The sequence below is a fragment of the Arthrobacter sp. TE12231 genome, assembly GCF_054062895.1.
Map to the genome: position 1 here is coordinate 2963206 of NZ_JBSSFS010000001.1, position 12179 is coordinate 2975384.

Genomic DNA, 12179 nt, shown 5'->3' on the forward strand with positions numbered 1-12179 from the left:
GGTGTGCCCGAGGGCGCGGCAGACCGTCATGGCCTCACGAGGGCCGGTCAGAGGCGTCAGCGGGCCGGTCAGAGGTGGCGGGAGCCAGGGAGTGCAGTGTCAGGGGTGAGGCGTGCCGAGGTCCAGGAGGTCCGCGCGCCGGCCGACGCCGAGCTTGGCGAAGATCCGGGACAGGTGACCCTCCACGGTCCGCTGCGACACACACAGGGCGGTGGCGATCTCGCCGTTCGTGGCACCGCCGGACACCAGTTCCAGAACTTCGGCCTCCCGGGGGGTCAGCGCGGCGCCATGATCGTTATGGACAAGCTCCAGCTGCGCCGACATCCCGGCCTCGACGAGGCGGTGATGGACCCTGCGCTGGACTGCGGTAAGCCTCCACCGGTCCGGATCGTCGGCCAGGATCCGCTCCGCCTGCTGGGCGGCTTCAAGGGCCAGGAGCCCGTGGCCGCCGTTGAGCGCGTCGTCGCTGATGCCAATGAGGTCGGCAGCGTCGCAGGCCGAAACCGCTCGCGCATAGGACTCCAGCAGGCGCGCCTCCGGGCCTTCGACTGCCCTGCTGCTGAGCGCGAGGGCTTCGGCTCCCGAGGTGTCGCCGCTGCGGAACGCGAGCCGCCTGATATCGGTTTCAACGCCCCGCAGACCCTCGCGCAGCGCCTCATCCGCCAGCCGGGCCAGGGCCCGGGCACTGTTCCCGTCCGGCCCGTCTCCGGGGTCCGCCGCCAGGCAGTACGCTTCCGCCATTAGGCGAAGGGTTGTCGGTTCCCGGTAATCCGAAAGCCGGTAGGCCAGCGAATGCTGGCCGGCCTCACGGTGGCGTCCGACGGCTGCAGCCGCGTAGGCTGCGACGGCATGGGCAAAGGGCAGGAGGTTGAGGGGGTCGGCTATGGTGAGTTCTTCCACGCCGAGCCGCACCTCGGCGAGGCTTTCGCGCATCCTGCCCTGGCGAAGCCTCGAATAACCCCGCATGAGGTGGAGCATGCCGCCGCTGTAGAGCAGCCGTCCGGGCTCGCGGGCCGCGTAATCGTCCAGGACCTGTCCCAGTCCGTCCCAGTCCCCTGCCCGGATCAGGTTGAGGCAGTGGCGTACTACAAGGTCCTCATACACCAGGGGCAGCGCCACGCTCGCGCTGCGGGCGCCGTTCCATGCCTCGCCGTCCAGGCGAAGCCCTGTCCGCAGGCGGCCCTGAGCCGTTAGGAGTTCGGCGAGGCGGGAAACTGCCGGGACACGGATTTCGGGGTTGGTGCCGGCCGATTCAATGAGTTCGCGCAACCCGGTTCCGGCTCCCAGGAAGCGGCTGTCCCACGTGCGGCTCATCAGTTCTGCGGCCAGTCCGGCGGCGGCGGCCCCGTCCCGGAGCTGTTCCTCCGGATCGAGTGTCGAAGGCTGCGTCGACGGCACGGCTGGCAGCGCCAGCGAATCCACCGCCGACGAATCCACAGCGGACGGCGGTTCCCCAGCGGACAGCGGTTCAAGGGCCAGAACAGAGCCCGGGGGCGGGTTCCCCGCGTCGGCGGGCAGCCTCCGGGCCGGCGTCGCGGACCCGATCCGGGCCGCGAGCAGGGCGGCCAGATAGGACGACCGTCCGGCGCGTAGCGGCTGCGCGGACTCCAGGGATGCAACGGCGGCCTCCGGGTGCCCGAGGATGTAGTTCGAATACGCCAGCTGGATGCGTGCTTCGGAGAGGAACCGGACGTCCCGGATGGCCCCGGCCGCCCGGGCGGCAGTCACAGGATCCAAGGCCGTGTTCGCGGCGACAGCGGCGTGCAGCAGCTGGACCGGAGGGATCTCCACGCCGCAGTCCAAGGACCACCGCAACCGGTTCAGGGCCGCTCCCGGCACGGCGGCCCGCGCCGAGGGAAACGACAGCACGCTTGAGCGCAGGGCCGAACTGCGGCCGGCCGGGACCCGGTGCCGGATGATCTCGCCGACAATCGGACTCGCGGGCCGTACCAGCCGGTCGTGCCCGGCTGAGACAGCGATGATTCCTGCCGTGTCCAGCGCATCGACGGCTTTCGGACCGCTGATCCGCAGGATCTGGGCCAGGGAGAGCGGTCCGGCCAGGGCAACGATCGTGGCTGCGGTCTTCTCCTCCGGCGTCATGGAGCGCAGCTGCCGGTCAACGACATCGGCGGCGGGCACCTGGGCCATGTCCGGGTTGGCCAGGAGGAACCATACGCCGTGCCGGAAACCCAGTGCGCCGCTGCTACGGGCATGCTGAATCAGGGACATCAGCATGAGGGGGTTCCCGTCTGCCGCATCATGAAACAGCGCGCTGACCCACGGGGAGACGTCGGCCCGCAGGACCTGTTCGCACAGCTGGTGCGTTCCGGTCCGGCTGAGCGGGGAAAGATCGAATTTGGCAATGATTCCGTCGTCCCACAAGGACAGGAATTCTTCCGGGATCATCGGCCCGGGCCGGCATGCCACCAGGATACCTGCGGCGCCGGTGGCAGCGGCCTGCGCCAGCTGCCGGACAGTCCCGTGGTCGAGGCAATGCGCGTCGTCGACGACGAACAGAGGGCGTTCCGCTTCCGACTTCAGGCTGCCCGCCATCGCCTCCACGACGGCGGCATAGGAGTCGAGTTCACGGTCGGGAAGCCGGGACAGGTACGGCGCCAGGGCGCCAAAGGGAACGGCGGCCAGAGCCGGGGTGGCTGTTAGCCGGATGATGTGACTGCGGGGACCGAGTTCGCGGATGACGGCCTTTACGATGGCGGTCTTGCCCGTCCCGGCCCCGCCGACCACGAGTGCACCTGACCTGGTGTCGTCGCGCAGGCAACGCACCAGGTCCTTGACCAGCGCCGATCGCTCGATCAGCGGGGCGGTCTCAGTCAGGCTTTCCATCGCCGGTTCTTCCTGCCGTCCTCTGCTTGCCCGGGACAGCTGCCCGGAGCGTGCCGGCGTCAGCCGTCCGGGCAGTTGCCCGGACCGTGCTGGCGTCAGCCGAGCCGGGAGCTGTCTGCCGGAGTTGAGATGACATCTTTGAGTTCCGATCGGCTGGCGACATGCAGCTTCGAATACACCTGGTAGAGGTGTCCCTCGACCGTGCGGACCGATACGTGCATCTGTTCCGCGATCTTGCGGTTGGACGTGCCGGCAGCGGCGCGGACCGCGACTTCGCATTCCCTCGCCGTCAGGGTCGAGGTGGTGAGCGAATGCAGACCGTTTTTGGGACTGCCGAACTTGTCATCGAGTGACTGCTGCGCCCGCTGGGCGATCCGCAGCGCGATCCGGTTGCCGGCATCGTTGGCGCAGCTGACGGCTTTCCGGGCCGCATCCCTGGCGAAGACCGCGTTGCCGGATGCGTCAGCGTCCTTGGACGCCCCTAGCAACTGTTCGCTGTCGGCCTCCCTCATGCCCTCGGCGAGCCGCGAGCACAGGGCCGCGAATTGTCCGGTCACCCGGCTGCTCAGGCTGTCCAGCTTCTGGCCCATCTGGCGGTCTCCCAGCCGGGCGGCCGCGGACAGGAACAGGAGCGCCGGGGCCAGGGCCGAGGATTCCGTGTCGCTGTCTGCCTCGGCCGTGAGGGCGCGGATGGACATGGCCCTCTGCCCGAGCTCGGCTTGGGCCGAGAGTTCGAAGTAACGGGTGAGCCGTCCAACCAGCCACGCCGCCGGTGTCCCGGGCTGGGCAAGGTCGCCCAGCAGGACGGCAGCCGTTTCCTCCTCGCCCTGCAGGGCGGCGGCATAGGCACAGACCGCGGTAGCCAGGCCCGCCAAAGCGTCGGGGTCCTGGGCCAGGAGCTGCCACCTGCCCGCCTGAAGCCTGGACAGGGCATCGTCGAGATGTCCGGAGTGCAGGTCAATGACGCCCTGCCCGATCTCGAACATCCCCCCGAGCCGGGTCTGGGGCTCTCCGCCGGCATACGTCTCCTCGAGGTAGGCGGATGCCTCCCTGAACTTGGCCGAGAGCAGCAGCAGGAGCAGGAACCTGCCGCGGATCTCGCGGACCGCGCGGTCCGTGAGCCGCACGTTCGCGGTGGCCGCCAGGATCTGCTTGCCCAGGACCATCGCGTGCACGACGTTGCCGCTGACAGCCAGGGCCTCGCAGCGCACGCTGGCGGTCACAAGCCGCGGTTCGCTGCCCAGGTCCGCCGTGTCCATGCTGTCGGTCGTGGCAAGGACATCAGCGTAGCGTCCCTGGAACGCGGCGAGCTCGGCCTCGGCCAGGCGCAGCTGCTCCCGCGCCGCGCTGACGGCGGAGCCGAGCTCCGCAGGCTCGGCAGCGAGCCGCTCCGCGAGTTCCCGAAGCCGTGCCCGGGGATCGGTTCCCGGAGCAGTGCTGCGTTTTTCCAGCTCTGCGCGCAGCAGCTGCAGGGCCGTCCATTCGGCCAGCGGAAGCTCCCCGCGGGCTTCTTTGTCCAGCGACTCCAGGACCCGGTGTGCGGACTCATCGTTGTTTACCGAGATGTGGGCGGTCACGGATTCGATGGCCAGGGGGACGGCGGGCTCGCCGCCGTCGATCTCCTGGACGAACCGCAGGGCGGCTGCGGGGTCGGACGCGCTGTTGGCTGCGCGGGCCGCCGCCAGGGCGACCTCCGGGCTCACCTGCTCCCCGCAGTCCAGCGCCCAGGCGACGCCGGTGGAGCCACCGGCGTCCAGGGCGTCGGACTCCTGGAGCACGGCGGTGAGCCGGCGGCGGAGTTCGGCGCTGCGTCCGGGCGGGACAACGCTCGCGACGATTCCGGCCGTCACCGGGTTGGCGACGCTGACCATCGGCGGATGGTCATGGGTCACCCGGATCAGGGTCCGCTCCTGGAGCGCGTCCATATCCTGGGGGTTGGCGATGAGCATGAGGGTCTGCAGCGGGACCGCCCCGGCAAGGGCCAGCAGTTCAAAGACGTCGCGCTGGCCGGTGCCGAGCCGGTTCAGGCGGGCCTTCACGACGTCCCGGATCTCGCCCGTCAAGGCGATCGGGCCGTTGCCCAGGAACCATACGCCGTCCTGGCGGACCACTGTGCCCAGCTTGATCTGTTCGCGGGCCAGGGAGTGGAGGAACAGGGCGTTGCCCCCGCTCGCGCTCCAGAGCGCACGGGCGGCCGTCAGGGAGAACCGACCGCCGTATTCATGGTGCAGTGTTGCGGCCGTCTCGGCGAAGTCAAACGGGCCAAGGTCCACCCGCCGGAGCAGGTCATCCTTCCACAGGCCCATGATGTCGCCGCCGACGTGAGGCATGTCCACGCACGCCGCCAGCAGCGTGACATGGGCACCTGCGCTCAGCTGGGCCACCATCATGCTCGAGAGCTCGTCGAGGTCATGGGCGTTGTCCACGAAAAGGACGATTTGCCGCCCCTCGGACTTGTTGTGCAGCAGCTGGGTCAGCCCGCGCAACACCATCAGGGGGTGCTCGAGGTGGGAGGCGTCGAGGTCGTTCAGGAGGACGCTCAGGGCACCGTAGGGAAGTTTGGAGGAGATCGAGCTGCCCCTGACCTGGACCACCAGGTACTCGTCGCCGAGCTGCTCAATGGCGCGCTGGGCGATAAAGGACTTGCCGGCCCCGTGGTCGCCCACGAGGACTATGCCGCACCCGGAACCCGACGTCAGGGTTTGCACGACGTCGGCAACGAGCTGTTGGCGGGTGAAGGGTCTGTCTTTGTTCCGGCCGTGGCCGTTTCGTTGCGCCGGAAACATTGCTTCTGTCTGGCCGCTGCCCGCAGGCAAGCCGGCGTCTTGCTGGAACATATGAGAGACCTTCGCAATCAAAGTTTGAGCGGTGATACCTCCACCGTATTGACTACGCGTATTTTCGGTATGCGTAAGTAGTACTCGATTACGCAGCGAGTATTCGGCCGGCTCTACGTAGCTGTACTCAGTTGCGGCCGCACGGCTGCCGGGTCCAAACCAAGTAGTCGGAACCCAGCCTCACGTGTCCCTGAGCGTAGTCTCCCGGAGCCCCGGATAAACGGCTGCCTCCGGGCTTAGCGACCGCCAATTCCGGGTAGCTGTTCACGGCCCTTGACGTTGAGCTTGGCGTAGCTGCGGTAGAGGTGGCCTTCAACCGTCCGGACGGAGACCTGGAGTTCGGCGGCGATCTGGCGGTCGGTCAGGCCGCGTACTGCGAGCGCCACAATGTCGCGTTCCCGGCGGGTCAGGATGCCCAGCGAGTCGTCGTTCTTGGCCGTATCCTCACCGGGAAGGTCGTCGGCCCGGTCCAGGCACCGCTTCCGCTGCGAGTTCGCCATGCGCTCCCTAAGGGTATCGCCCGCGGCCCGGTAGGCGTGCGCCGCCGCGTCGTAGGCAAGGGCGGCGAAGGTCCACAGTTCCGCAGCCTCACAGGTCTTCGCGGCCTCCAGGTGGTCTGCGGCGTTGTCCGTGCTGATGGCTGCGGCATAGGCGCAGATCGCGGCCGGCCGGGGGCCCTCGAGCCCGGCCTGCAGTTCCAGTAGCTGGGGCGCCGAGTCGGTGTCCCCTAAGGCCAGGCAAAGGGCCAGAGCCTCGAGTTCGAGGCCGGCTGTGTTCATCTCCGGGTGCGGGCGTCCGAGGCGCTTCAGTTCGGCGATGGCGCCGGGGTAGTTCCCGAGCCGGGCTTTTCCGTAGACCACGGCCATCATGGCCAGGGAGTGCATGTACCGCGGCAGCGCCGCCGGGGCGGCCTCGAAGTCGGCAAGGAAAAGCTCCGCTTTCGTCTGCGCACCGACTTCGGCGGCCGCCGCGAAAGCCATGGCCGCCGTGAGGGCGAACAGCTGTTGGGGATCGGTGAGCCGCAGCGCTTCGAGCGCGGCGCTGAGGGTGTTCAGCGCCTGCGCGGCCTTGCCCTGGTACAGGAGGATGATGCCGTGGGCCGCGTGGACTCCCCCGCCGAACGAAATCAAGCTTGGCCCTGACCCGGCGACAAAGGCGGCCAGGAGGTTTTCCGCGGCCTGCCAGTCCCCGGCCTGGATCGCGGCGGCGGCCGACCGGACCACGAGGAAATCCGTGAGGAAGTACAGCTCATCGTGGTCGGCTCCGGCGGCCTCGACTGCCTGCGACATCACGGCAAAGGCGCTCAGTCCTTTGCCGGTGGCCAGGAGCCGCTCCGCGTCGAGGGAGAGCCGGAACGCCGCCTCAAGGTTGTTGGCCGCCGGCCGGGTAGCGGCCGCGTCCGCCGTGGCAGGGGTCTGCGGGTACTCGCCTGCCAGTGCCAGGACCATGGCTTCCATGGTGTTCAGTCGCTCCGTTATGGCGGCGCGAATGGCTTCGGCGTTCTCCGGCTGGGCCTCGGCCAGGTGTTCACCGGCAGGCTGCAGCGCCTGTGCCCGTTGCATGATCTCGGCAGGCGTGTACCCCAGTGCGCACATCACCGCGGCCCACAGGAGGGATCCGGTCAGCAGGCTGGTGAGGTTGCCGCCCTGGCCGAAATCGGCGTCGAGGATTTCCCAGGCAGCAACGTAGTCGGAGGCGTTGTAGCGGGTCCGAGCTATCACGGCGCGGGCCGCCATCTGCAGGTCCGGGTCCTTGACGAGAGCGGCCGCCTTGCGGGCGAGATCGTCCTCGTAGAGCCGGCTGGCCAGGACGGCGGCCCTCAGGAGCTGGCGGTCCTCGACCTCCGCGCCGCATTCGATCGACCAGCTCACGTGGCGCAACAGTCCTTCGGCCGACGTCGGCTCGCTGTCCATGCGGCGCAGCAGGCTCTGGCGCAGCTGGAGGCTCCTGGCCGGCGAGATCAGGTTTCGCAGGGTGTCCCCGTACACGGTGTGCCACAGCCGCAGCTCACCGCCGGCGGAGCCCGTGACACGAATCAGTTCGCTGTCGATCAGCGACCCCACGGCCTCTTCCCCGGCCACGGACTCGATCAGTTCACGGGACACGGGTTCGGCCAGGGCCACCAGGTTCAGTGCCTGCCGCTCTTCCGGCGAGCGCAGCAGCAGCTGGCGGCGCACGACGTCGGTCAGCCGGTCCCCGTGGCTGTTCAGATGCCGGGTGAACAACCAGACACCGTTGCGGCGCAGCAGCGTCCCGTCCTTTTTGGCGTCGTCGAGGAGCCCGTTGAGGAGCATCGGGTTGCCGCCGGAGGCCTCCCAGAGGATCTCCGCGACGTTGGGCAGCACCTGCGAGCCGAGCTCGCCCTCCAGCATTTCTGTGGTCTGAGCCAGGGTGAGGGGCCGCAGGTCATGCCGCTCGGCGATGCCTTCAAACCACAGCTGCAGGAGCGGCTCCGGCAGTCCGGGCCGGGCGGCGGCGCCCACCAGCAGTTTCGCCCAGCCTGCCGCGGCCAGCTCGGCCAGGATTCCCGCCGTCGCCTCATCGAGGTCGTGGGCGTCGTCGACGATGAGCAGCAGGGGCTTCTGGGTGGCGCGCTTCTCTTCTTCCAGGTGCGACCACAGCGTCCTCAGCACGGCCAGCTGCGATGTCGCCTCCTGGACCGGGAGTTCGACGATGAAGGGGCCAAGGACACCGTAGGGAACCTTCGTCAGCGACGCACTGCCGTGAATCCGCACCGGCGTCACGTCCGGGCCCAGCTCCGCGACCACGGCTTCGATGAGCCTGGACTTGCCCATCCCGCTTTCGCCTAGGACGAATACCGCCACATGGCTGCCGCCCTGAAGGGACTCCACGGCCGACATCAAATCTTCCGACCTCCCGGTCAAGGCGCGGGACGCCTCGGTGCCGGGGGCTCCCGCCGTGCCCCTAGATGAGTCCAAGCAGATCACTTCGCGAAGAAACGCCGAGCTTCGTGAACACCTGATACAGGTGGCCCTCCACTGTTCTGACGGAAATGCCCACTTCAAGGGCGATGTCCTTGTTCGAAACCCCGTTCCCGGCAAGGGTGGCGATCTGCCGCTCCCGTTCCGTGAGCAGAGGGCCTTTGTTGCGGGGCATGATCGGCAGCGCCGGTACCGACTCCGAGAGGCTCTCGAGCATGCTGTAGGCGGTGTTGGCGCTGGCGGTCAGTCCGGCGCCCTTGGCGAAATCGAACGCGAGCGCCGCGCACCTGGCCTGGACGGCGTCCAGCTCCAGGGCCGCGGCCTGCTCGGCGGCTTGGAGCATGATCGCGGCATCCTTCTTCCGGCTGCCGACGGCGACCGTGCGGGACAGTTCGGCCAGCGGCCCCTGCCTCAGCCCGGCGATTTCCTCCATGTAGAGATAATCCTTGACGGTTCCGTTGACGGTGGCCCCGAGCATGCAGATGCCGGCGAGGGTGTAGCGGCCTTTCCGGAAATGTGCCTCTGCGGACCGCACCAGCCGGTCCTTGGCCTCCGGGTCGCCGAGCCACCGCGAGGCCATGTCCATGCAGAACTCCGTGGAGCTGCTGACGGCGAAGCGGGCCGGTCCGTCAGCCGAGCGGGCGCGGTCCAGGTAGATGGTTGCCTGGACCGAGTTGCCGGTCTGGGCGTAGGCGAAGGCGGTTGCGGCGTAGGCCTGGCGCAGGGACTGCAGGCTCGCCCGGACCTCAAGCTGGGCGATTGCGGCCAGCAGCGGGTCCAGCGCCATGTAGCCGCGGCCGGCATAGACGTACGCGAGACCGACGGCGAGGTCGGTGGCGGCGCTGCCGGAATGGAGTCCGTGCCCGGCCCGGCCGCTCGCGTCCTTGAGCATGTCGATGGCCTGGCGCCACAGGCCGGACAGGAGCAGGACGTTGTAGGAGCGCCAGGCGAAGTTTTCGCGGATGCGCGGCACGTTGGACCACTCGCCCAGCTGCCCGCCGAGTTCCCGCATGAGTTTTTTGGCGTCGAGTTCCCGACCCGTCATGGACAAGGCTTCCATCAGGATGATGGCCGAGCGGAGCCGGTGCACGGGGTCCGCGCCCGGGACGTCTGTGGTGGCCGCGGCGGTGAGGCGGGCCATCATGGGCTCGAAATCCCCGATGAAAGAGAAGTAGTTGAACTCGCACAGATCCAGCCGCAGCGCGGCCCGCGAGAGTGCGGCGGGGCCGGCGGCTGGCTCGTCCAGGCTCAAGTCCTGAAGCCGGACCCGGGCCTGCCGGAGGAGTTCGGGGACCTTGCCGGAGCGGTCTTCCAGCCAGGCCATGCAGTCGGCTTTCGCCGCAATGAATTCGGCGAAGGTCTCGGCCTCGAGGTCGTTGACCTGCCGCTCCGAGACATCGTCCAGCGCCGACATGGCCTGAAGGGGCAGGCCGAGCTGGAGGTAGGCCGCCGATTTCTGGAGCTGTCCCTCGGCCCATTCAGGGTCCGAGGGAGAGAGGCTCCCGGCGCATTTGAGGGCAAACTTCGGGTCAAAGAGCTTGACGGCGGCGCTGGCGGCCGCCAGCGCGTGCGCGGGTGCCAGCTGGGCGTGGCAGTCGTGGGTCCAGGCCGCATAGGCGAGCAGGTCCTCGACGGTGAGTTCGTCGAGTTCCTGTTCCTGGTGTCCGGGGACCTTGTCCCGCAGCTCCAGCCGGCGTTCCACACTGAGCCAGTTCCGGACGATATCGCCGAGGTAGCGGTCGCCCAGGGTGACGAGGTGCCGGTCCGTGCGGTCCACGACGATCTGGCCGGCCTCTTCCATGTCGGCGATGATACCGGGGCTGTACATCCGGGCGAGCCGTGACAGGGGCAGCGTCCGGGCGCAGGAGAGGACGTCGATGACCTCCCGCGCTTCGGGTGTTTCCCTGGCGTATCTGGCCCGGACAATGTCTTCCAGCGCCGTCCGGCCGTCGAGCACGACCTCATCGACCAGGGTCCAGACCGATCCGGACAGGACAAGGTTTCCGCGTTCGATCTGTTCTGACACGACGGCCTGCAGGAGCGTGGGGCTGCCGCCGACCAGTTGGTGCAGCTGGCTTGCCAGTGCCGTCGAGACCCGGTGGCCCAGGGCTGACTGCAGGACCTCCAGCGTTTCGAGCTCGGTCAGGTTGGCGAGCCGGACCTCGGCAAGCTGGCCCGAGGTGATGAGCCAGTAGAAGTCAGGCGGAAGGTCCGTGGTGCGCTGGGCCGTGGCGATCAGCCGGGCGGTGCGGGTCTGCAGCAGGTTCAGCAGGACCCCGGTACTGAGTTCATCGAGGGCGCCGGCGTTGTCCAGCAGGATCACGCACTGGCGGCCGGCGGCGTCGTCGCGGATCAGGGACGTAATTCCGTGCAGAATGGCGGTCGGCGAGCCAAGGGAGCTCTGCGGGAGCCGAGCCAGGGTGAAGGCGAGGCAGCCGTACGGCGTTGCCGACCCCGGTCCTGAGCTGCGGAGCTGGATGGTGTACACCTCGGGGCCGAACCCCGCGAGGGCAGTCCTGCCGACGAGGGTCTTGCCTACGCCGCGGTCGCCGGTGATAACAACGCCCATCCGGTCCTGCGCAAGCAGTTCCGTCCGGACGCGCTCGGCATCGGCGTTCCGCGCCAAACCGGACCATCCGTGCCTCGCGACCGGACCGGCGGCATGTTCTTCTTCGGCGGGTGCCAATGTAGTGGAAACATTCCCCCAGCCCAGCGAATCCCTCGACATGTAGTTTCCTTCGTACCGCTTTGTAGACAGCAACCCCAGACTGCCCACTTAGAAGTAGCGTATCCCTATCCCCCGACATGAGAGTAGACAGATCATAGCTGGAATGCCGAAAGCTTGGGAAGAAAACCCACTATTCGGATACTCGCGTCCCGCCCGCCCCTGATACGGGGCCGGGCTGGTGCGTGTTTAAGCCTGATTTATGGGGCCTTGGCCGGGTGGAATTTTTGCTGGGCGGCGGGCAGGCCGTCCTTGACCAGGACTTCGACGGCGTCGGCCGCGGTATCGATGAGGAAGGGCAGGTCCTTCTTCTCCGGGGCGGAAAAGTCACGCAGGACGAAGTCCGCGGTGTCCATCCGGCCCGGCGGACGCCCGACGCCCACCCGCACGCGCAGGTAGTCCTTGGTGGCCAGGGCCTTCGAGATGTCCCGCAGTCCGTTATGGCCGCCTTCGCCGCCGCCGAGCTTCAGCTTCACGGTATCGAAGGGAATATCGATCTCATCGTGGACGGCAATGACGTGGGCGGGGTCGATCCCGTAGAACTGTGCCAGGGCCGAGACCGGCCCGCCGGAGACGTTCATATATGACAGCGGCTTTGCCAGCACGATCCGGGGGCCGCCAATGCCAAGGCGCCCTTCGAGGACCTGGGCACGGGCCTTGTGGGACTTGAAGCCGCCGCCGGCGCGCGAGGCGAGTTCGTCCAGGACCATCTGGCCGACATTGTGGCGGTTGTGGCTGTACTCGGGTCCGGGGTTGCCAAGGCCTACAATCAGCCAGGTGTCGGTCATGGATCAGTCCTTCGGTGGGCCAGGTCAGGCGGGAGTGCCGGCT

General features: G+C 68.2%; 5 protein-coding genes. All 5 read right to left on the reverse strand.

Annotation, left to right across the window (positions count from 1 at the left end):
- Positions 1-99 precede the first annotated feature (99 nt).
- Positions 100-2844: a LuxR C-terminal-related transcriptional regulator gene (locus ACVWYS_RS13355; RefSeq protein WP_456507205.1), complete on the reverse strand. Its 2745-nt coding sequence runs from the start codon at positions 2842-2844 to the stop codon at positions 100-102.
- Between the two features lie 95 nt (positions 2845-2939).
- Complete coding sequence (locus ACVWYS_RS13360; RefSeq protein ID WP_456507206.1) at positions 2940-5681, reverse strand: LuxR C-terminal-related transcriptional regulator; 2742 nt, start codon at positions 5679-5681, stop codon at positions 2940-2942.
- A gap of 236 nt (positions 5682-5917) precedes the next feature.
- The gene (locus tag ACVWYS_RS13365) at positions 5918-8629 is read right to left on the reverse strand and encodes a LuxR C-terminal-related transcriptional regulator (protein ID WP_456507207.1); all 2712 of its coding nucleotides are present in this window, start codon (positions 8627-8629) and stop codon (positions 5918-5920) included.
- Complete coding sequence (locus tag ACVWYS_RS13370; RefSeq protein WP_456507208.1) at positions 8607-11351, reverse strand: LuxR C-terminal-related transcriptional regulator; 2745 nt, start codon at positions 11349-11351, stop codon at positions 8607-8609. The genes ACVWYS_RS13365 and ACVWYS_RS13370 overlap by 23 nt, the downstream gene beginning before the upstream one ends.
- A 197-nt stretch (positions 11352-11548) precedes the next feature.
- The gene (gene pth / locus ACVWYS_RS13375; RefSeq protein WP_116766042.1) at positions 11549-12136 is read right to left on the reverse strand and encodes an aminoacyl-tRNA hydrolase; all 588 of its coding nucleotides are present in this window, start codon (positions 12134-12136) and stop codon (positions 11549-11551) included.
- Positions 12137-12179: the final 43 nt, after the last annotated feature.

Excerpts from the sequence above, each read along its gene's own strand:
- ACVWYS_RS13355 (WP_456507205.1), bottom strand. The coding sequence starts at position 2,844 with ATGGAAAGCCTGACTGAGACCGCCCCGCTGATCGAGCGATCGGCGCTG.
- ACVWYS_RS13360 (WP_456507206.1), bottom strand. The coding sequence starts at position 5,681 with ATGTTCCAGCAAGACGCCGGCTTGCCTGCGGGCAGCGGCCAGACAGAA.
- ACVWYS_RS13370 (WP_456507208.1), bottom strand. The coding sequence starts at position 11,351 with ATGTCGAGGGATTCGCTGGGCTGGGGGAATGTTTCCACTACATTGGCA.
- pth (WP_116766042.1), bottom strand. The coding sequence starts at position 12,136 with ATGACCGACACCTGGCTGATTGTAGGCCTTGGCAACCCCGGACCCGAG.